The sequence below is a fragment of the Aliiroseovarius sediminis genome (assembly GCF_022678485.1).
Taxonomy (GTDB): Bacteria; Pseudomonadota; Alphaproteobacteria; order Rhodobacterales; family Rhodobacteraceae; genus Aliiroseovarius; species Aliiroseovarius sediminis.
In genome coordinates this window covers 359,370-380,548 of record NZ_JALBYP010000018.1, presented here as the reverse complement: position 1 = coordinate 380,548, position 21,179 = coordinate 359,370, and the positions used below count along the sequence as shown (strand labels likewise).

The following is a 21,179-nucleotide window of genomic DNA, read 5'->3' as shown; positions in this document are numbered from 1 at the left end:
TCAGCCAACGCTGCCTTCCAACGAGATTGCCACAAGCTGTTGAGCTTCCATGGCAAATTCCATCGGCAAGGCTTGCAGAACGTCCTTGGCGAAACCGTTGACAATCAGGGCAACGGCCTCTTCTTCGTCCATACCGCGCTGCCGGCAATAGAACATCTGTTCCTCGTCCACCTTAGACGTTGTTGCCTCATGCTCCACGCGAGACGAGTTATTCTTGACCTCAATGTAAGGCACCGTGTGCGCCCCGCATTTATCGCCAATCAGCAAGCTGTCACATTGCGTGAAATTGCGCGAGTTCTTCGCCTTCGGATGCATCGATACGAGGCCGCGATAGGTGTTCTGCGCCACCCCGGCGGAAATCCCTTTCGATACGATCCGCGACTTCGTGTCGCGCCCCAAATGCACCATTTTCGTGCCGGTATCGGCTTGTTGGTGGTTGTTGGTGATCGCGATCGAATAGAACTCGCCCTGACTTTCATTGCCGCGCAGCAGGCAAGACGGGTATTTCCACGTCACGGCGGACCCGGTTTCAACCTGCGTCCACATCACCTTCGACCGGTCACCCCGGCAATCGGCGCGCTTGGTCACGAAGTTGTAGATGCCGCCCTTGCCGTTTTCGTCGCCGGGGAACCAGTTTTGCACGGTGGAATATTTAACTTCAGCGTCTTCTTCGACGATGATTTCGACCACTGCGGCGTGCAATTGCGCGGTGTCGCGCTGAGGTGCCGTGCAGCCCTCAAGATAGCTGACATAAGAGCCTTTGTCGGCAATGATCAGTGTGCGTTCAAACTGGCCGGTGTTTTCCGCGTTGATCCGGAAATAGGTGGACAGTTCCATTGGACAGCGTGTGTTGGGCGGGATGTAGACAAAAGATCCATCCGAAAACACGGCCGAGTTCAGGGTCGCATAGTAGTTATCAGACACCGGCACGACCGATCCCAGGTATTTCTTGACCAGCTCGGGATGGTCCCGGATCGCATCCGAGATGGAGCAGAAAATGACGCCCGCTTTTTTCAGTTCAGCCTGAAATGTCGTGCCGACCGATACCGAGTCAAACACTGCATCCACGGCAACCTTGCGCCCTTCGGCGGGCACGTCTTCGGCCCCTTCGACGCCGGCCAGGATCATCTGTTCCTTCAGCGGAATACCCAATTTCTCGTATGTTGCCAGAAGCTTGGGGTCGACCTCATCCAGCGATTTGGGTTTGACCTCCATCGACTTTGGGCGGGCATAGTAATATTGATCCTGAAAGTCGATCTCGGGATAGTCCAGCATCGCCCATTCCGGCTCAACCATCTTTTCCCAGCGCGCGAACGCCCCCAGACGCCATTCGGTCATCCATTCGGGTTCTTCGTTCTTTTCCGAGATCAGACGCACGATATCGCGGTTCAGCCCCTTGGGGGCATATTCCATCTCGATATCCGTTTCCCAGCCATACTTGTACGTCCCGGCCAGAGATTTCACCGCCTCAACGGTTTCTTCCTCAACGCCCTCTTTGACGTTCATCTTGTCCATACCGGCCATGTCACCCTTTCACCGATCGCAACCGCCTTACCGGCCCCGCGTTCGGAATTTTTCATGTTCACGGCTCCAAGCATCCGCGAATGCCAGAACCTCTTCCTCACTCGTATCGGAGCCAAGCGAGATACGCAAAGCGCATCCCGCCTGTTCCCGGTCAAATCCCATCGCCTCAAGCGCGGCGCTGGTTTTTACCTTCCCCGATGAACAAGCCGACCCTGCGGAAACCGCAAATCCGGCCAAGTCCATCACCATCACCTGTGTCTCACCTTTCCATCCCGGAGTGATGAAGCACGAGGTATTGGGAAGCCTGTTCGCATCAATCCCTACAAAAATAGTCTCTTTTGCTGATTCCGCAATGGTCTTTTCTAGAATCTTTCTAAGTTTTGCCACACGATCCCACGCACCGGCCTCCAAATCGGCTTGTGCGGCGGTGGCGGCGGCGGCGAAACCTGCAATCCCGATGACGTTTTCAGTGCCCGAACGGCGGCCCATTTCCTGACCGCCCCCCTTGATGCGCGCGGCGATGTCGGTGCCGCGTTTAACCACCAGTGCGCCCACCCCCTTCGGCCCACCCAGTTTGTGCGCCGACACGATAGCCATCTGCGCCCCGCACCAGTTAAAGGCAAAGGGGATCTTGCCGAAGGCTTGGGTTGCATCGGTCAGAAACAGCCCACCGGGCAAGGTTTGAATAACGCCGGTTTCCGAATTGGCGACCTGCAGCGCAGCGTGCGCCGGATCTGCGATGGTGACACGGCCCATCTGGTCGACGGGCAAGGATTCCTCGCACCATGACCGCACAGCATCATGTTCGATCCCGGCGCAGGCAATCCCTTTGTCCTGAAGGGCAAGCGCCGCAGCTTCGGTCGCTGATGACGTAAAGATCACATCCGCGCCCTCGGCCCCGAGCGCCGCGGCGACCTGCTTGCGCGCACGCTCAATCAATCCTTTTGCCGCACGCCCTTCGGCATGGACCGATGAAGGGTTTCCGACAAGCGCCATCGCGTCGACCATCGCCGCCCTGGCCTCTGCCCGCAGCGGGGTCGTGGCATTCCAGTCAAGATAGGTCCGGCGCATTTACAAAAGCCCCTCTATCCTGGCGCGCGCCTTTGCTCTTTCAAGTATGTCTTGAGCGACATCCAGCCGGAGCTCATAATCGGTGCCCGTGGCAAGGTTGGTCGGCACAGCATCACCCACATATCTTGCGGCGTTTTCAATTACCGCGCCCGACAAGCGAACGAAGTCGGGGCTGGTGCCGGTCATCCAATTCACAACTCGGCCCACAAACCACCGGTCACGGTTGCGCGCACGCACACCTTCCCCGACGTGCCGCGCCAAATTCACCAAGGCAAGATCGTTGGTTATGTAGTGCTTGTCGGCCACATCCGCCCATTTGGACGCAATCCCGACGAGTGGGATCGCCTTCATGATGTCTTTACCCGCCTCTGACAATTTGGGGCTGTCAGGTTTTGCAGAAGCCGCGCGTATTCGTGAAGGATCGGCCAACTTGTCTGACTGGCTCATTCCTCGTCCACCACCGCAAACAGGGTCGGCACTGCGGGGCAAGGCGTCAGTTCGTTCTTCACCACGTCCGACAGGCGGGTTTGGTGCAGGAATACATAGACATGGGCTGACAGCCCTTCCCAAAGGCGGTTGGTCATGGATTGCGCCTTCGATCCCGAGCTTGCCCCGGATGCACCCGCACCCTTGTGCATCGCCGAGACCGTTTCATCGACTGCCGTCAGGATTTCAGACACGCGAATGTCTGATGCCGGCCGCGCCAGTTTATATCCACCGCCCGGGCCGCGCACACTGTCGACCAACCCGGCCCGGCGCAGTTTGACGAACAATTGCTCTAGATAGGGCAGCGAAATATCCTGCCGCTTGGCAAGTTCAGTCAGGGACAGCAATGTATCGCCGTTCTGCAGCGCCAGATCGGCCAACGCCACCATCGCATAACGCCCTTTTGTCGACAGCTTCATCGCGTCACCTCCCGGTAAAAAGCCGCAATAAGATTGACCTTTCGGGCGATGCCCACTAGGTCACATAAGATTGGTGCAGGCAGGTTCTCGACCCGCCCTTCGCCACCCATGTATTATGGTGCGGGTTCGGACGCGTCAAGAAAGCTGACAGCAGCCTCTGGCAGCAGCAGAACACGTTCGACCCCCACGTTCAAAAGAGGCCACGACTGTATGCCCGAAGTGATTTTTCCCGGCCCCGAAGGCCGTCTTGAAGGCCGTTATCACGCCCAAAAGGAAAAAGACGCCCCCATCGCCATCATTCTTCATCCGCACCCGCAATTCGGCGGCACGATGAACAACAAGGTCGTCTATAACCTGCATTATGCGTTTCATAATATGGGCTTCAATGTGCTCCGGTTCAATTTTCGCGGTGTTGGGCGCAGTCAGGGCGAATATGATCAGGGCGTAGGCGAATTGTCCGACGCGGCGTCGGCACTGGATTATCTGCAATCCATGAACCAGAACGCCAAACATTGCTGGGTCGCAGGCTTTTCCTTCGGCGCCTGGATCGGGATGCAACTTCTGATGCGCCGGCCCGAGATCACGGGCTTCGTTTCCGTCAGCCCGCCCGCAAACATGTATGATTTCAGCTTCCTGGCACCCTGCCCCAGTTCCGGGCTGATCATCAATGGCACCGCCGACCGCGTGGCGCCCCCTGCCGACACCCATGCGCTTGTCAACAAGCTGCACGAGCAAAAGGGCATCACCATCACGCATAGCGAGGTCGAGCGCTCGGGCCATTTCTTCGAAAACGATCATATGGACACCATGATCACCACCGTCGACGAATATGTGCGCCGCCGCCTGACCGAAACGACCCGATAAACGAGGCGCCGATGGATCTTCTTGAACAAGTCTCGGACGCGCTGGCGAAAGACGTGCTGAAAGCTGTCGATGCGACCGGCGACGAAGATCTGGTGGAAGAGATCAAAAAAACCATCGGCGCATCCTCGACCACGCTGGAAGAGGCATTCATGACCGCCGTTCGCATCCGCCGGGCCGAGGCACGCGGGCGCAAGCAACTGGCGCAGCTTGTGAAGAAAAAGGCGCAGGATCTTCAAGGCTAACGCCGCATGGCGGCACCTCGAAAGACAAGCGTGCATTATCCAACGGCGAGGGGTCCCAAAGTTCAATATGTCGCCCTCTGGGGGCATCACCACCGCGTCACCGCCTGACGTTCACGGGCAAAGCGCATTTGCCGCCAACGCTGCGCGATGATCTCGCACACCAAGCGATGATTTCATCATTCAGCGATGCGGTTCGGAAAGGTTTTCACGTATTCGCGCGACGGTTCGTGGCGATGAGCCAGCCCCGATATCCGGCCATTGGTATGGTTCGTGAATTGCATGCCACCATCCACAACCATCTTGTCAGCAAACACGGCCACAAAAGCCGCGCGGTTTTTTCAACCGTTGGCCAGTCTGATTTTCGGTCGCGGTCATGTTGGCGGTCCAATATGACCTAAACATGGAAAAGCAGTCCCGAACGCTGCCAGCTACAGGCGATAAATCTCGGTAAACTTCGTTTCAAGATACGACAAAAGGGGTTCGACGGACACAGATGTGCCGGTGGCTAGCTTGATCATCTCTTGCGGGGCGTAAAGCGCGCCGTGACGTTGTACTTTGTCTGCCAACCAACCGGTGGCGTGGGTTGCGTCGCCTTTTGAAAGCCCGGCGTCCAAGTCAGGCATGTCCGCACACAGCGCGTCATAAAGGCATCCGGCATAGACGTTTCCAAGGCTGTAGGTTGGAAAATAGCCAAACAACCCAATCGCCCAGTGCACATCCTGCAAAACGCCGTTCGCGGCACGGTCGATCTTATAGCCGAAATCCTTTTCAAACCGGTCGTTCCACGCCTCTTCCATGTCTGCGGCGTCCAGCTCTCCGGCAAACAGGCGGCGTTCCAGATCAAATCGCATCATGATGTGCAGGTTATATTGCACCTCGTCGGCCTCGGTCCGGATATAGCCCTTTTGCAACCGGTTCACGGTGGCAAAAAAGGCATCCTGATCGCTGGCGGGGGCTTGGCCGAACTGCTGTTCCATCTGCCCGAAAAGCCAGCCGATAAAGGCGCGCGACCGGCCAAGTTGGTTTTCATAAATCCGCGACTGGCTTTCATGCAGCCCCATCGACGCCCCGCGCCCAATCGGTGTCAGCAGATAGGCGCGGTCCACATTTTGCTCATAGCAGGCGTGGCCGACCTCGTGGATGGTGGAATAAAAGCAGTTGAACGGATCATCCGCTTCGGTCCGCGTGGTGATGCGCACATCAAGGCCCGAGCCCGAGCTGAACGGATGCACCGCCTTGTCGATCCGCCCATGCGCCAGATCATAGCCGAACCGATTGGCTAGCTTGTCGCTAAGCGCCATCTGCGCGTCCGCTGGGAAGTTGCCCGTCACGCCCTCGGGTTGATAGGTGGCGCCAAGGGCTGCATCGCGTAGTTTGACCAGTCGCGGGCGCATGACGTCAAACATCGCTTGAATGTCCTTGCCCGAGGCACCGGGTTCGTAATCATCCAGAAGCGCATCGTATAGATCACCGTCGCCGGCCAGCGCGGCGGCTTCTTCGCGCCTGAGCGCGACAATTTCAGCCAGCACCGGCTGGAACGCGGCAAAATCGTCGCGGGCGCGGGCGTCGGCCCATTTACGCTGCCCGGCCGACGTTGCGCGGGCGATCGCCGTCGACAGCTCGACCGGCACTTTCTGGGCGCGGGCCTGCGCGCGCTTGATTTCACGAATCTGTGCTGCGTCAACAGGTGACAGCGCGTCCGGCTCAATCGCATCCAGCCAAGCGGCCAGCTTGGGATCGGTGCGCCGTGCGTGCAGCACCTTTTCAATGGCGGCCACTTCGTCCGCGCGCTGCGGGCCTGCGCCTTCAGGCATCACCGTTTCCTGATCCCAAGCCAGACGCCCGGCGATCTCGGTTAAGGCCTGGGTGTCGCGCTGAAAGGTCATCAGATCGTCGAATGCGGTCATGTTTGATACCTTATTTACGAATGGATTGTTCGGCAGGATAGCCTGCTAGGAACCGGGCGTTCAGGATCAGCACCCAAGCCATGATCGCGCCCACCTGATGGGTGATCGCCACATGCAGTGGCGCGGCTTGCAGCACGGTCACGATACCCAGCACCGCCTGCCCCAGCACCATCAGAGTGGCAAAGGTGAAACCCGCGCGCACCATCTGGTTGCCCGACCGGCGCGACACACGCCAGACAACCACTGCAAAGATGACCAGCAGATAGCCAGTGATCCGGTGCATGAACTGCACAAGGCCAGCGTTTTCAAAGAAATTGCGCCAGATCGGGGTCAGATCAAAGGCGTCGGGCGGAAAAAACTGTCCAGCCATCCACGGCCAGTCGACGAAAGAGCGGCCCGCGTCGATCCCAGCCACCAATGCGCCCAGAAGGATTTGCAACAACGCCAGATGCATCAGCCCGGTCCCCATTCCGAACAGCTTTGCCTCGCGCCCACGGCGAGCAGCCATCAAGGCGGCCTCTTTCCGGCCCAGAAGCAGGATATACCATGCGATCAGGCCCAGAATGACAAAGGCCAGCCCCAGATGCACCGCCAACCGGTATGAGGCCACATTGACCCGATCGCCCGACAGGCCCGAGGATACCATCCACCAGCCAATCGCGCCCTGCACACCCCCAAGCGCACCCAAAAGCAGCAATCGCCCCGTCCAGCCCGCCGGGATTTTACGCGCAGCCAGAAAGCCAAAAAAGCCAACCGCCCAGACCAATCCGATGAACCGGCCCAACTGGCGATGGCCCCATTCCCACCAATAGATCGTCTTGAAATCCTCTAGGGTCATTGTGCTGTTTTGCAGCTTGAACTGAGGGATTTGTTGGTATTTTGCGAACTCGGTGGTCCAATCGGCATCGTTCATCGGCGGCATTGCGCCCGTGAACGGCGCCCATTCCGTGATCGACAAGCCAGAGTCAGTCAGCCGCGTCAGCCCGCCAACAACAACCATCACGGCAACAAGAAAAAATAAGACGAGCAGCCAAAACCGCACCACCCCGCGCGCAGCACCGCCGCCTGTGCCACGTTCAATTGCGCCCGTTTTCGGACCCTCGCGGGACGTCGCATTCTGATCGCTGACATCTTCAAATATACTGCGCGGTTTGGACATATGGCTCTCCCATTCGCTTTGGCGCGATATTCCTTTACTTGGCGGTGAATGCCAAGGGGGCAAAGTCCGACAAAACCGTGAAATTCCGCCCGTTTCCGCAGCTTTACCAGTCCTTTTGGTTGCTCCTTTCAACATGCCAATGATATAGTGTCGGAACCTAGATATAGTGTGAAATGCACCGAAACGGCGGACAACGTGACAGACACCCCTGAACCTCCTGAAAAGACGGGCGAATTGCCGCCTGAACGCCCCACTTATGACGGCCCCCAGATCGCTATCGAAGAGGAGATGAAAACCTCGTATCTCGATTACGCGATGAGCGTCATTGTCAGCCGGGCGATCCCGGACCTGAGGGATGGGTTGAAACCGGTTCACCGGCGTATTCTGTATGCGATGCACGAATCCGGAAATACCCACGACAAACCCTATCGCAAGTCCGCCCGCCCAGTGGGCGACACGATGGGGAAATACCACCCTCACGGCGACAGCGCGATTTATGACGCTTTGGTGCGCATGGCACAGCCGTTTTCCATGTCGCTGCCACTTCTGGATGGTCAGGGGAACTTCGGTTCGATGGACGGCGATAACGCTGCCGCGATGCGATACACCGAAGTGCGGATGGACAAGCCGTCGGTCGCGCTGCTGTCCGACATCGAAAAAGACACCGTTGATTTTCAGGACAATTACGACGGCAAAGACCTTGAGCCGACCGTCCTGCCCGCCCGTTTTCCGAACATGCTGGTCAATGGCGCGGGCGGTATCGCCGTCGGCATGGCCACCAATATTCCGCCCCACAATTTGGGCGAGGTTGTGGATGCCACGCTGGCCCTGATCGAGAACCCCGATCTTGGATCGGACGATCTGATGGAGTATATTCCCGGCCCCGATTTCCCCACGGGTGCGATCATGCTGGGCCGGTCAGGTGCGCGAAAAGCGTATCTTGAAGGGCGCGGCAGCGTCATTATCCGCGCAAAAACCCGGATCGAAGAAATTCGCAAAGATCGTTACGCCATCGTGCTGGACGAAATCCCCTATCAGGTAAACAAGTCCACGATGATCGAAAAGATCGCAGAACTTGTGCGCGACAAACGGATCGAGGGGATCTCGGCCGTACAGGACGAAAGCGACCGGATCGGTGTGCGCGTGGTGGTCGAACTGAAACGCGACGCGACGCCTGAAGTCGTGTTGAACCAGCTGTTTCGCTATACGCCCATGCAAACCTCGTTCGGGTGCAACATGCTGGCCCTGAACGGTGGCCGTCCCGAACAACTTACCCTTTACGATTTTATCAGCTACTTCATAAGCTTCCGAGAAGAAGTTGTCACACGCCGCACAGCGTTTGAATTGCGCAAGGCGCGTGAACGCAGCCATGTTCTGTGTGGTCTGGCCGTGGCCGTGTCAAATGTCGACGAAGTGGTCGCAACCATTCGCGGATCGGCTGATCCGGCAGATGCCCGCGCCAAGCTGATGGAACGTCGTTGGCCCGCGCAGGACATCGCTGAATACATCCAGTTGATTGACGACCCGACCCACAAGATGAACGAGGACGGCACCTATAACCTGTCCGAAACACAGGCCCGCGCAATCTTGGAACTGCGTCTGCAACGCTTGACCGCCATGGGCGTGAAAGAGGTGACGGACGAACTTCAAGACCTTGCCGCAAAGATCCGGGATTACTTGGATATCTTGCGCTCGCGCGAACGGATCATGGCGATCATTTCGGACGAACTAAATGAGGTGAAAGAGGCTTACGCCGTTCCCCGCCGTACCCAGATCGTCGACTGGTCCGGCGACATGGACGACGAAGATCTGATTGAACGCGAAGACATGGTCGTGACCATAACCGCATCGGGCTGGGCCAAGCGCACACCGCTGGTCGACTTCCGTGCACAAAAGCGTGGCGGCAAGGGCTTGTCGGGGATGCAGACCAAGGATGAGGACGCGATTACAAACCTGTTCGTTGCCAACACGCATACCCAACTTCTGTTCTTCACCGATGATGGGATGGCCTATAAACTGAAGACGTGGCAATTGCCACAAGGCGGGCGCACGGCGAAGGGCAAGCCCTTGGTCAACATCCTGCCGATCCCAACCGGCGTGTCGATTGCGGCCATCATGCCGGTTGATCGTGATGAGAAAGACTGGAACGACCTGCAAATTATATTTGCGACATCCAAAGGCTCGGTCCGGCGCAACCGTCTGTCAGATTTCACCAATGTCATGCGCAACGGCAAGATCGCAATGAAATTCGAAGGCGACGACGCGAATACACGCCTAATCAACGCACGGATTTGTGATGAAAATGATGATGTTATGCTCGTAACCTCATCTGGTCGTGCGATCCGTTTCCCGGTGACGGATGTGCGAGTGTTCAACTCGCGTTCATCCACCGGCGTGCGCGGCATCAGGATGGTGAATGAAGGCGACGAGGTCGTTTCGATGTCCGTCATCCGCCATTTCAGCGCCGAACCTTGGGAACGCACCGCCTTTCTGAAACGCTATCGCGCCGAGCTTGGCGGCGATGTCAGCGATGACGACCCCGCAGACACCGAGGAAGCCGAAATCGAAGCCGGTATGCTCTCAGACGCCCGGTATTACGAAATGCGCGCCGCCAAGGAAATGATCGTGACGATCACTTCGGGCGGGGTGGGCAAGCTGACGTCGTCGCTTGACTACCCGGTACGCGGGCGTGGTGGCCAAGGCGTTACCGCAATAGAAAAAACCATGCGCGGCGGACCCATCGTCGCTTCGTTCCCGATCGAGATGGACGACCAGATCATGCTGGCCACGTCGAAAGGTCAATCCATTCGCTGCCCGGTCAACGGCATCAGCTTCCGCTCGCGCGGGGCTGGCGGCGTCAAGGTGTTCAACACCGGCAAGGGCGAAGAAGTCGTATCGGTCGCCCGCATCATCGAGCAATCCGAAGATGAAGACGACGCGGACAGCGACGCCTGACCCCCGACACCAGACGGCCCCCTTTTCCCATATCGACCGGCGGAAAGGGGGCCTTCCCTTTTGACCGCCAATCTCCTATCTGAGCGCCATGACTGACCAAACATTACACATCGTTGGCGGCGGCATGGCCGGCTCCGAAGCCGCATGGCAAGCCGCACATATGGGCGTGGACGTTGTGCTGCACGAAATGCGGCCAAAGGTCGAAACCTTCGCCCATCAGACCGGCGATTTTGCTGAGATGGTGTGCTCGAACTCGTTTCGGTCCGATGACGACGAACAGAACGCCGTGGGCCTTTTGCACTGGGAAATGCGCAAAGCCGGTGGTCTGATCATGTCCGGCGCCGACCATAATCGGCTGCCGGCGGGCGGCGCGCTTGCCGTGGATCGCGATGCCTTCGCACGATACGTCACGGAAAAACTTCGCGCCTTGCCTAACCTGCGCATCGAATACGGCGAAATAAGCGACCTGCCCGCCGACGGCCACTGGATCTTCGCGACCGGTCCCCTGACCTCGCCCGCACTTGGCGCCGCTATTGCGCGCGAGACCGGCACCGACCGGCTGGCATTTTTCGACGCGATTGCCCCCATTGTTTATGCCGACAGCATCGACATGGACGTGGTCTGGGCGCAATCGCGCTATGACAAGGGCGAGACCGAGGATGAGCGCCGCGCCTACCTGAACTGCCCGATGACCAAGGCCCAATACGAGGCATTCATCGACGCGCTTCTCGACGCTGACAAGACCGAGTTTCACGAAGGCGAAACCGCCACCTATTTCGATGGCTGCCTGCCGATCGAGGTGATGGCTGAACGTGGGCGAGACACGCTGCGCTTTGGCCCGATGAAACCCGTGGGCCTGACCAACACGCACGCACCGGACAACAAACCCTATGCCGTGGTTCAACTTCGCCGCGACAACGCGTTGGGAACACTATATAATATCGTTGGCTTCCAGACCAAGATGAAATACGGCGCACAAACCGATGTGTTCAGAATGATCCCCGGTCTGGAAAACGCGTCCTTCGCCCGGCTGGGTGGCATCCATCGTAACACTTTTATGAACTCGCCTACGCTGCTGGACAGCCAGATGCGTTTGAAATCCCGTCCTAACCTCAGGTTTGCAGGGCAAGTGACAGGGGTCGAAGGCTATGTGGAAAGTGCAGCGATGGGCTTGCTCGCCGGACGTCTCGCCGCCGCCGAACTGCTAAGACTGGACCTACCAGACGTTCCGCAAGACACCGCCATGGGCGCGCTAATCCATCACATCACCGGCGGGGCAGACGCCAAATCGTTCCAGCCGATGAACGTGAACTTCGGACTGTTTCGACCCATTGACGGGCTGAAAGGCGGACGTCGCGGACGCAAAGACCGCTACAAGGCCTACACGGATCGCGCCAAAGCGGACTGGACCGGGTGGCTCACCCATTTTGCATAACGAACGGGGCGTTCATGGTTGATTTTGCTACACGTTTCGCTCCCAGCCCTACCGGCCCCCTACATCTTGGCCACGCATTCTCGGCGATGCTATGCCACGATATGGCCCGCGCCAATCAAGGTCGGTTCCTCTTGCGGATGGAGGATACCGATCTGCAACGCAGCAAACCGGAATGGGATGCGCTGATCCGCCACGATCTGACGTGGCTTGGCCTTGACTGGGACGGCCCCGTGCTGCGCCAGTCGACACAACTGACCTCCTACGACACATATCTTGCCCAACTCGCAGAACTCGACCTGATCTACCCTTGCTCCTGCAGCCGCGCCGACATCCGCGCGGCCCTGTCCGCCCCGCAAGAGGGCCACCCGCACGAGATCTATCCCGGCACCTGCAAATCGCGGCCCATGGCCGACCGCAAACCCGACGACGCCCTGCGCTTGCACCTTGATCGCGCGCTATCGCTGCTTGCCGATGACACCCCACATTTTAACGAAACCGGAAAGACGCATAAAGGCACGCATCAGATCGACCCGGAACTGGCCCGCGCGCAGATCGGTGACGTCGTCCTGTCACGCAAGGGCGAAGACGTCGTGGCTTATTTCCTCGCCTCTGCCATCGACGACGCCGCTCAATGCATCACTCATGTCATCCGCGGCGAAGACCTGTTTGATTTCACCGCGATCCAAGTGATTCTGCTCAACCTCCTGAACCTGCCCGTGCCAACCTACCATCACCACCGACTGATCCGCGACGACCAAGGCAAACGCTTGGCCAAACGCGACGACGCGCGCGCCATTTCCACCTATCGAGACGAAGGCAAGTCACCCTTAGACATCCGCAAAATGGTTGGCCTCTGACACGCCCCGGTTTCTTCTGGCCACAAATATCCTGCGGGGGTCCGGGGGTGCAAAACCCCCGGCGCGACGCTCAGATCAAAGGAGCCATGATCTCGACCTCATCCCCTTCTCGCACAGCGGTATAAAAGCAACTGCGTCGGTTGGTGTGGCAGGCCGGACCGGTTTGCTCCACGGTCACAAGCAGGCAATCTCGGTCGCAATCGACGCGGAAATCGACAAGTTCCTGAGCATGGCCCGAGCTTTCCCCCTTCACCCAGAACGCCTGCCGCGAGCGCGACCAATAGGTCACGCGCCCCGTTTTCAGCGTGCGCAGCACGGCTTCGGCATTCATCCAGGCCATCATTAATACCTCGCCCGTCACCGCGTCCTGCGCGATGGCTGGGATCAGACCCTTGTCATCATACTTCAAACCCGCTGGATCGAATTTCATGCCCCGTCCTTTCCAATCACGCCCTCACATCCTATGTAGTCGTCAAAACCGCGATGCGAAAGGCGAGAAGCATGAGCGATAGCGACCTGATCAAGCTCTACTCGAAACAAATCCTGAACCTGGCCGCCGCCATTCCCCATCTGGGCACGCTTGACGCGCCCGACGGCGAAGCCAAGGCGCGCTCGCCCTTGTGCGGGTCGTCGGTGTCGGTCGGGCTGACCCAAACCGACGGTGCCGTGACAGGATTTGCGCAGAGCGTGAAGGCCTGCGCGCTGGGACAAGCGTCTGCCGCCATCCTTGGCAATCAGGTGATCGGCCTTGATCGCGCCACGCTGCAACGCGGGCGGGATCAGTTGAATGACATGCTGACCAAGCAAGGGCCGGTCCCTACTGCCCCGTTCGAACGTTACGAAGTGCTACAGCCCGCACGCGAATTCACCAATCGCCATGCGTCGATCCTTTTGCCCTTCGACGCCACGCTGGCAGCCATCGACGCAGCCGACCGTGCCTAAAAAAAACCGCCGCACTCCTGGCAGGGAGGCGGCGGAAGTTGCGGCTCGGGACGAACGCTCCGGTGCAGGAAAAGGCAGAAACACCGGAACGTGGGACAGGCGACGGGCAGTAAACCGTCTGGACGCATCGAGATTGGGACATGATGCAGTGTCCGGACCCTGAGCTGGCAGAAACTGGGTTTGGGGTCAGATCATCCCCGGCAGATGAAGCGCACCGAACAGCACGACAAGCAGGGACATGCCCCCAACTGCGTCCTGCCAAATGGTGGCGGACGAACGGGTCAATACGGCTTTCACGTCGTTCAACATGGGTGATCTCCTGCTCTCGGTTGTGGTGGCTTATTGGACTGCCATCCGTTTTGTTGCCACTTTGTTCGCATGTTCTTAACGCTTTTGTAAAGAACTTTTTAAGAACATTTGTGAACTTTTGAGAACAGAACTGTTAACCTACTGAAATCAAACGGATCGCTTCATCCTGCCGCATCAGCCACAAAAGCACGCGCGCCGCGTGCCCCCGTGGCGTGGTCAAGTCCGGGTCTTGTTGCAGCAACAGCCGCGCGTCTTTTTGCGCCACAGCCATCAGGCCGGCTTGATGTTCCAGATCGCCCACCCAGAACCGTGGCAGGCCCGATTGCGCCGTGCCCAGCACATCGCCGGCCCCGCGCATTTCCAGATCGGCTTCCGAGATTACGAACCCATCTTCAGTATCGCGCATCACCACCAAGCGTTTTTCGCCGCCTTCCGTCAGGGGCGGCTGATACATCAAAAGACAGGTCGAGGCCGCCTGCCCCCGCCCCACGCGCCCACGCAATTGATGCAGTTGCGCAAGCCCGAAATGTTCGGCCCGTTCGATCACCATGATCGAGGCATTGGGCACGTCCACCCCGACTTCGATCACCGTCGTCGCGACCAATAACTTGGTGCGCCCAGCTACGAAATCCGCCATCGCGGCGTCTTTTTCTGCGGGTGGCATCTGGCCGTGGACCATGCCCACCATGCCCTCGCCCAAAGTGGCGCGCAGATGTTTGAACCGTTCCTCGGCGGCGGTCAGGTCCATAACCTCGCTTTCATCGACCAGTGGGCAGACCCAATAGGCCTGCGCACCATCCGCCATTGCCCGGCGCAGACGTTCGACCACCTGGTCGATCCGCCCTGACGACACCAGAGCCGTGGTGATCGGTTTGCGCCCGGGTGGCTTTTCATCCAAGACCGAGACATCCATGTCCCCATATTGCGCCAACGCGAGGCTGCGCGGAATGGGCGTGGCGGTCATCACCAGAACGTCCGCAGCCTGTCCCTTGGCCCCCAGTTCCATCCGTTGCGAGACGCCGAACCGATGCTGTTCATCCACGATGGCCAACCGAAGATCATGAAATTCCACGTCTTTCTGGAACACTGCATGGGTGCCAACCAGAACGTGAATGTCGCCTTTGGCCAGCGCATCCAGCTTCGCGCGCCGCTCGACCCCCTTGTCGCGCCCGGTCAGGATCTCGACCACGACGCCTGCGGCATCCGCCAGCGGGCGCAGCCCTTCCAGATGCTGACGGGCCAGAATTTCGGTGGGGGCCATCATGACGCCCTGCCCGCCAGCCTCGACCGCAACCAGCAGCGACAGCAGCGCGACCAGTGTCTTGCCCGAGCCTACATCGCCCTGCAACAACCGGTTCATTCGCTTGCCCGAGGCCAGATCGGCGCTGATCTCTTCTACCGCGCGGGACTGGGCACCGGTTGGTTTGTAGGGCAAAGCGGCCAGCACCTTGGCCTGCAAGTCGCCCGTGCCCACGCTGACCCGCCCTTTGCTGCGCCGAACCTTGGCACGGGCCAGCGCCAGCGTCAGTTGATGGGCGAAAAATTCGTCATACGCCAGCCTGCGCCGTGCAGGCGACTGTGGTGACAGATCGTCCGCCCCCTCGGGCGCATGGGCCATCCTGAGCGCCATGTGCCAATCGGGCCAGTGTTCGCGCGCCTTCAATTCCGGGTCGATCCATTCCTTCAACACGGGCAGCCGCGTCAAAACCTCGCCCACCCCCTTGGCGATCACCCGTCCGGTCACACCGGCTGTCAGGCGATAGACCGGTTCGAAATCTGGAATGCTCGCGGCATCTTTCGGGGGCACGATGTAGTCGGGATGCACGATTTGCAGCTTGCCGTCAAAGCTTTCCACCTTGCCCGACACGACGCGCGCGGCCCCTTCGGGCAGTTGTTTTTGCAGCCAATTGCCATTGGCGTGAAAGAACACCAGTTCGAACGCGGTCAGGGGGTCGCGGACCTCGACCCGGTAGGGTGCTGTGCGCGTGCGCCCCGGTTTGTGCTGCCCGACCTCGATTTCCACGGTGGCCATGTCGCCCGGTTGCACCTCGGTGATCGAGGCGCGGAATTTGCGGTCGATGCCTGCGTGCGGCAACCAGAACAGCAGGTCGCGCGGACGCTCAATACCCAATGTTTCCAACGCTTTGGCGGTCTTTTCTCCGATCCCGCCAAGGGTCTCAAGTTCGGCAAACAGGGGAAACAGGATTTCGGGTCGGGTTGCCATGGCTCACGCGTCCCCGATCAAGATTAACCAGCCGTCTTCGTCAATGGTCTCGACCCCAAGATCGGCGGCTTTCTTGGCTTTTGACCCCGCTCCCGGCCCCGCGACCAGCAGGTCGGTCTTGCCGGAAACCGAGCCCGACACCTTAGCTCCCAAAGCTTCCGCCCGCGCCTTGGCTTCGGCGCGGGTCATCTTTTCCAGCGATCCGGTGAACACGACGACCTTGCCCGCAACGGGGCTGCCGTCGGTTTTGGGAGCCGCGACGGGCTGCACGTCGAGTTCTGCCACCAGCCGGTCGATCGAGGCGCGCTCAGCCTCTTGCGAGAACGCCGCAACTAGTGATCCGGCCATGACCGCGCCGACCCCGTCTATAGACACCAGATCGTCCCATTCCGGTGCGCCGGGCTGGGCGGCGGTGACGGCGGCCTCGAACGCGTCCCACGTGCCATAATGGCGGGCCAGCAGATTGGCTGCACTTTCCCCCACATGGCGAATGCCAAGCGCGAAAATCACTTTATTCAAGGGGATTACACGTCGTTCTTCAATCGCTGCAAACAGATTCTCGGCGCTTTTCTCGCCCCAGCCATCACGGTTTTTCAATCGCGCAAGGTTGCCCTTGTCGCGTGCGGCCAGGGTGAAAATATCGGCCGGTTCGCGGATGGGCAACGTGTCGTCGTGATAGAACATCTCGACCTGCTTGGCGCCCAAACCTTCAATGTCAAACGCCCCGCGGCTGACGAAATGTTTTAGCTTCTCAACAGCTTGCGCAGGACAGATGATGCCGCCGGTGCAGCGGCGCACCGCGTCGCCTTCTTCGCGGATGGCGTCAGATCCGCATTCCGGGCAGGCCTGCGGGAAGGCATAGGGCTGCGCGTCTTCAGGCCGCTTTGTCAGATCCACATCCGCGATCTTAGGGATCACGTCACCGGCGCGATAAACCTCGACCCAATCGCCAACGCGGATATCCTTGCCATCCCGGATGACCTCGCCCTTGTTGTCGCGACCGGCGATGTAATCCTCGTTATGCAAAGTGGCGTTCGACACCACCACGCCGCCAACCGTGACCGGGGTCAGGCGCGCGACAGGGCTGAGCGCGCCGGTGCGGCCCACCTGAATGTCGATGGCTTCCAACCGGGTCCAAGCGCGTTCGGCGGGAAACTTGTGCGCAATCGCCCATCGCGGCGTCGTGGACCGAAACCCAAGCCGTGCTTGCAGGCCAAGATCGTCCACTTTGTAAACCACGCCGTCAATGTCATAGCCCAACGTCGCGCGTTGCGATTCAATGGCTTGGTAATGGGCCAGCATCGCATTCGGGTCGGTGAAACGTTGGGTCAGCGGGTTGGTCTGAAAACCCAGTTCCGCCAGCCGTTCCACAGCGCCCATCTGGGTGTCAGACAAGGGTGCGCTGAGCGCGCCCCAGGCATAGGCAAAGAAGCGAAGCGGACGATCTGCGGTGATCTTCGCGTCCAGTTGGCGCAGTGATCCGGCTGCGGCGTTGCGCGGGTTGGCGAAGGTCTTGCCACCCCGTTCGGCCTGCCGCGCGTTGAGGGCGGCAAAATCGTCGTGGGACATATAGACTTCGCCCCGCACCTCAAGCACCTCGGGGGCGCCGTTCAGCCGGGCGGGAATGTCGGCCACGGTGCGCGCATTCTGGGTGACATTTTCGCCCACCGCCCCGTCACCGCGCGTGGCGGCATGGACAAGCCGCCCATTCTCGTAACGGATCGACAGGGACAGCCCGTCGATCTTCGGCTCGGCGGTATAGGCAAGTGGCGCGTCAGCCGTCAGCCTCAGAAACGAGCGAATCCGGGCATCAAATTCGGTCACTTCCTCGTCGGAAAATGCGTTGCCCAAGGACAGCATCCGCACCTCGTGGGTGATTTTTGCAAACCCCTCAGACGGGGTTGCGCCCACTTGGTCGGTGGGGCTGTCGCTGTGTTTCAGGTGGGGAAAACGGTCCTCGATGGCCGCATTTCGCCGCTTGGCTGCGTCATATTCCGCATCCGAGATCGTGGGCGCATCGTCGGTATGATAGGCTCTGTTGGCCGCAGTTAGCAGATCCGCCAGGCGCGACAGCTCGCCGCGCGCCCCGTCTTCCGTCAACTTTTCCACGTCTGTTTCGGCTGGCGCACGCATGGCTTCCCCAAAGCTGTTTCCATTCTGATAGGCCCGAGCTTGCCGCGCGTCCAGCCCCGACAGGACGGCACTCATGCACCGCAACACATCATCCTCGCCCGTCAGGCCTTTGAAAAGCGCATTATTAACGAATGCAAGATGCGTCAGCTATTGCCGATCTGATACCAAAACCCTAAGTTTCGCTAGGTATCACCGGGGAACGGGTTTTCATGACCGAACACGAAGATCACACAAGGCGCAAGCGGCGCCCATTTGCTGGGCTGCGCAACAACTTTCTTGCCGGTCTTGTCGTCGTGGTGCCGATTGCCGTGACGATGTGGATGATCTGGACCTTTGTGGGCTGGATCGACAGCTGGGTTCTGCCCTTCGTACCCGCACGGTATCATCCCGACGCGCTGATCGACACGCTTTTGGGCGACAACGAATGGTTCAAGATGTTGTTCGGGGAAGACGTGCGCATCAACGTGCGTGGGTTGGGCGTTGTCGTGTTCCTGTTTTTCACCGTCTTGGTCGGCTGGGTCGCCAAGGGGCTGATCGGTCGGTCGTTCTTGGCATGGGGTGAACGGATCGTCGATCGGATGCCCATTGTGCGTTCGCTGTACAACGGCATCAAACAGATAGCCGAAACCGTTTTCAGCCAATCGACAGAGACCAAGTTCGACAAGGCCTGTCTGGTGGAATATCCACGCAAGGGGATCTGGGCGATTGCCTTCATCTCGACCAAAGCGAAGGGCGAGATTGACCAGAAAATCCCGGTGGACGAAGATATCATCTCGGTTTTTCTGCCGACCACACCTAACCCGACCTCGGGTTTTCTGCTGTTCGTGCCGCGCCATTCGGTGGTTGAACTGGCGATGACGGTCGAGGATGCCGCGAAGCTGGTGATTTCCGCGGGGCTTGTCTATCCCAACGGGAAGAACCCCTCGCAACCCCCTGTCATCTCGCAACCCCCTGTTATAAAACCTGAATGAGCGGATTGGCCGCCCCCATCCTGACCGGGTTTGCCACCGGCTTTTCCTTGATCCTTGCCATCGGCGCGCAAAACGCCTTCGTCTTGCGGCAAGGCTTGATGCGCCAGCACATCTTCTGGCTGTGCCTGTTTTGCGCGGCCTCCGATGCGCTGTTGATTGCCGCCGGTGTGCTTGGCTTCGGCGCGTTGGTCGAGGCGTGGCCAACCCTTCCCCTGATCATGGCGCTGGCGGGGGCTGCATTCCTGATCGTCTATGGCGCGCTGCGATTCATGGCCGCCGCGAAGGGCGATTACAAAATGGAGATCGCAGGCAAATCCCGGTCATTGGCCGCAGTCATCGCCATTGCTGCCGCCTTCACCTGGGCCAATCCGCATGTCTATCTGGATACGCTGGGGCTGATCGGGGCGATTTCGACTTCGTTCGGGGACTGGTCCCAGCGGCTCGCCTTCGGCGGTGGTGCGGTGACCTCCAGCTTCGTTTTTTTCTTCTCGCTGGGCTATGGCGCGCGATTACTGGCGCCGATCATGCAAAAACCGGGCGCGTGGCGGGTGTTGGACGTCATCATCGGGCTGACCATGTGGGCGATTGCGGCGGGGCTGGTTAACGGCGTGGTGTCCGGCGCCATTCACTAACCGAACATTTCTTCCAGATTGACCGTGCCGCGCTTGTTCAGGTCGCCGCGATGGGCGTCAAGAAAGGCTTGCGCGGCCGCCTGTCCTGCCTTCTTCAGACGTTCCAGCGTCACGGTTGACGGAACAAGCTTGGTCGCCGTGCTCAGATCGCGCATCAGGTCATCGTCCGAGATGATGTGCACCAGAACATCGCGCATTTGTCCCGGCGACAACTGCCCAGCCGCGATCAGCCGCTTGACGAAGTTGATCGCGCGAAGCTCGCGCAGAAGGGACGAGTTGAAGCTGATCTCGTTGATCCGGTTCTGAATCTCGGCACCGCTTTCGGGCAGATCGGCCCGGTGAAGCGGGTTGATCGTGACCACCACCACATCGGCGGGCAGCGCCGGGTCGAACAGCGGAAACAGCGCGGGGTTGCCGGTATAGCCGCCATCCCAGAACGCCTCTTCCTGCCCGGTCTTGGGGTCGATCATTTCAACCGCCTGGAACACGGTCGGCAGGCAGGCCGAGGCCAGAATGGCATCAGTGCTGATCTCTTCTTCTGCGAAAACGCGGATCTTGCCGGTGCGCACATTGGTGGCAGAGACACATAGGCGCGGGCCGACCTCGGCGCAAACGGCATCGTAATCGAATTCCTCGACAATGTCGCGCAGCGGATTCTTGTAAAACGAGCCATAGGAATAGGGCGTGACGACGCGACTGGCCATATCCGCCCAGACAAACATGGGCGAGGCCTGGAAGGCCTGGCTGATCAACCCGTTTTGCGGGGCGAATTGCGTGAACCACGATGTCAGGCGCAGGTCATGAACCCCCGCCACCCTGTGCCACAGCGCATCCAGATTGGCGCGCGCCGCGTCGCGGTCGTGCCCTTTGCCATCGGCCACCAGCCCGGCCTTCAACGCCGCCCCGTTCAGCGCGCCCGCCGAAGTGCCGGATATCCCGGCAATCTCGATTTCCTCGTCCTGCAAGAGGTGGTCCAGCACCCCCCACGTGAAGGCGCCATGCGCCCCGCCGCCCTGAAGGGCAAGGTTGATACGCTTAGGTTTTGCCAT

General features: G+C 59.5%; 20 protein-coding genes. 8 read left to right on the top strand and 12 right to left on the bottom strand.

The annotated features are described in order from the left end of the window. Genes sufB through iscR form a run of 4 tightly spaced genes read right to left on the bottom strand, consistent with a single transcriptional unit; the run spans position 1 to position 3,500 of the window. Entirely contained in the window at positions 1 to 1,524 is a 1,524-nt protein-coding gene (gene sufB, locus MN186_RS01925; RefSeq protein WP_242111138.1) for a Fe-S cluster assembly protein SufB, read from the bottom strand. A gap of 27 nt (positions 1,525 to 1,551) precedes the next feature. After that, on the bottom strand, positions 1,552 to 2,595 hold the full coding sequence (locus MN186_RS01920) for a cysteine desulfurase family protein (protein ID WP_242111137.1): 1,044 nt from the start codon (positions 2,593 to 2,595) through the stop codon (positions 1,552 to 1,554). Further along, positions 2,596 to 3,042: a hypothetical protein gene (locus MN186_RS01915; RefSeq protein WP_242111136.1), complete on the bottom strand. Its 447-nt coding sequence runs from the start codon at positions 3,040 to 3,042 to the stop codon at positions 2,596 to 2,598. After that, positions 3,039 to 3,500 carry a Fe-S cluster assembly transcriptional regulator IscR gene (gene iscR / locus MN186_RS01910; RefSeq protein ID WP_242111135.1) on the bottom strand — a complete coding sequence of 154 codons (462 nt, stop codon included), beginning with the start codon at positions 3,498 to 3,500 and terminating at the stop codon, positions 3,039 to 3,041. Before iscR ends, MN186_RS01915 begins: the two co-directional genes overlap by 4 nt. Positions 3,501 to 3,710: 210 nt before the next feature. Between iscR and MN186_RS01905 the strand changes: the two genes are divergently transcribed. Together MN186_RS01905 and MN186_RS01900 are read left to right on the top strand one after the other, a co-directional pair. Beyond that, complete coding sequence (locus MN186_RS01905) at positions 3,711 to 4,364, top strand: alpha/beta hydrolase (protein WP_242111134.1); 654 nt, start codon at positions 3,711 to 3,713, stop codon at positions 4,362 to 4,364. A gap of 11 nt (positions 4,365 to 4,375) precedes the next feature. Then, on the top strand, positions 4,376 to 4,606 hold the full coding sequence (locus MN186_RS01900) for a hypothetical protein (protein WP_242111133.1): 231 nt from the start codon (positions 4,376 to 4,378) through the stop codon (positions 4,604 to 4,606). A gap of 176 nt (positions 4,607 to 4,782) precedes the next feature. On the opposite strand, the gene MN186_RS01895 is transcribed toward MN186_RS01900, so the two are convergent. The 3 genes from MN186_RS01895 to ctaA form a co-directional block, all read right to left on the bottom strand. Continuing rightward, a complete protein-coding gene (locus MN186_RS01895; protein WP_242111132.1) occupies positions 4,783 to 4,920 on the bottom strand; it encodes a hypothetical protein in 138 nt (45 codons plus the stop codon). A 114-nt stretch (positions 4,921 to 5,034) separates the two neighbouring features. Further along, positions 5,035 to 6,513 carry a carboxypeptidase M32 gene (locus tag MN186_RS01890; RefSeq protein WP_242111131.1) on the bottom strand — a complete coding sequence of 493 codons (1,479 nt, stop codon included), beginning with the start codon at positions 6,511 to 6,513 and terminating at the stop codon, positions 5,035 to 5,037. A gap of 10 nt (positions 6,514 to 6,523) precedes the next feature. Continuing rightward, positions 6,524 to 7,672 carry a heme A synthase gene (gene ctaA / locus MN186_RS01885; RefSeq protein ID WP_242111130.1) on the bottom strand — a complete coding sequence of 383 codons (1,149 nt, stop codon included), beginning with the start codon at positions 7,670 to 7,672 and terminating at the stop codon, positions 6,524 to 6,526. Between the two features lie 195 nt (positions 7,673 to 7,867). Between ctaA and gyrA the strand changes: the two genes are divergently transcribed. The 3 genes from gyrA to gluQRS all read left to right on the top strand — a co-directional run bounded on the left by gyrA (position 7,868) and on the right by gluQRS (position 12,919). Continuing rightward, a complete protein-coding gene (gene gyrA / locus MN186_RS01880) occupies positions 7,868 to 10,627 on the top strand; it encodes a DNA gyrase subunit A (protein ID WP_242111216.1) in 2,760 nt (919 codons plus the stop codon). A gap of 88 nt (positions 10,628 to 10,715) precedes the next feature. Further along, the gene (gene trmFO / locus MN186_RS01875; RefSeq protein WP_242111129.1) at positions 10,716 to 12,062 is read left to right on the top strand and encodes a methylenetetrahydrofolate--tRNA-(uracil(54)-C(5))-methyltransferase (FADH(2)-oxidizing) TrmFO; all 1,347 of its coding nucleotides are present in this window, start codon (positions 10,716 to 10,718) and stop codon (positions 12,060 to 12,062) included. A gap of 14 nt (positions 12,063 to 12,076) precedes the next feature. Then, entirely contained in the window at positions 12,077 to 12,919 is an 843-nt protein-coding gene (gluQRS, locus tag MN186_RS01870; protein ID WP_242111128.1) for a tRNA glutamyl-Q(34) synthetase GluQRS, read from the top strand. A 70-nt stretch (positions 12,920 to 12,989) separates the two neighbouring features. Here gluQRS and hisI read toward each other — a convergent pair whose 3' ends face one another. Next, positions 12,990 to 13,349, bottom strand: a complete 360-nt coding sequence (gene hisI / locus MN186_RS01865) for a phosphoribosyl-AMP cyclohydrolase (protein WP_242111127.1) — start codon at positions 13,347 to 13,349, stop codon at positions 12,990 to 12,992. 71 nt (positions 13,350 to 13,420) lie between these two features. Between hisI and MN186_RS01860 the strand changes: the two genes are divergently transcribed. Next, positions 13,421 to 13,861, top strand: coding sequence for an iron-sulfur cluster assembly scaffold protein (locus MN186_RS01860; protein WP_242111126.1), 441 nt, complete (start codon positions 13,421 to 13,423; stop codon positions 13,859 to 13,861). 186 nt (positions 13,862 to 14,047) lie between these two features. Here the strand turns inward: MN186_RS01860 and MN186_RS16405 are convergent, their stop codons facing one another. The 3 genes from MN186_RS16405 to ligA all read right to left on the bottom strand — a co-directional run bounded on the left by MN186_RS16405 (position 14,048) and on the right by ligA (position 18,527). Beyond that, entirely contained in the window at positions 14,048 to 14,170 is a 123-nt protein-coding gene (locus tag MN186_RS16405) for a hypothetical protein (RefSeq protein ID WP_255743584.1), read from the bottom strand. 133 nt (positions 14,171 to 14,303) lie between these two features. Next, positions 14,304 to 16,394 carry an ATP-dependent DNA helicase RecG gene (recG, locus tag MN186_RS01855; protein WP_242111125.1) on the bottom strand — a complete coding sequence of 697 codons (2,091 nt, stop codon included), beginning with the start codon at positions 16,392 to 16,394 and terminating at the stop codon, positions 14,304 to 14,306. Positions 16,395 to 16,397: 3 nt separating this feature from the next. Then, positions 16,398 to 18,527, bottom strand: a complete 2,130-nt coding sequence (gene ligA / locus MN186_RS01850; RefSeq protein ID WP_242111215.1) for an NAD-dependent DNA ligase LigA — start codon at positions 18,525 to 18,527, stop codon at positions 16,398 to 16,400. A 209-nt stretch (positions 18,528 to 18,736) separates the two neighbouring features. Between ligA and MN186_RS01845 the strand changes: the two genes are divergently transcribed. After that, positions 18,737 to 19,498 carry a DUF502 domain-containing protein gene (locus MN186_RS01845; RefSeq protein ID WP_242111124.1) on the top strand — a complete coding sequence of 254 codons (762 nt, stop codon included), beginning with the start codon at positions 18,737 to 18,739 and terminating at the stop codon, positions 19,496 to 19,498. Continuing rightward, positions 19,495 to 20,130 carry a LysE/ArgO family amino acid transporter gene (locus MN186_RS01840; protein ID WP_242111123.1) on the top strand — a complete coding sequence of 212 codons (636 nt, stop codon included), beginning with the start codon at positions 19,495 to 19,497 and terminating at the stop codon, positions 20,128 to 20,130. Before MN186_RS01845 ends, MN186_RS01840 begins: the two co-directional genes overlap by 4 nt. Here MN186_RS01840 and MN186_RS01835 read toward each other — a convergent pair. Continuing rightward, positions 20,127 to 21,179: a patatin-like phospholipase family protein gene (locus tag MN186_RS01835; protein WP_242111122.1), complete on the bottom strand. Its 1,053-nt coding sequence runs from the start codon at positions 21,177 to 21,179 to the stop codon at positions 20,127 to 20,129. The genes MN186_RS01840 and MN186_RS01835 overlap by 4 nt on opposite strands.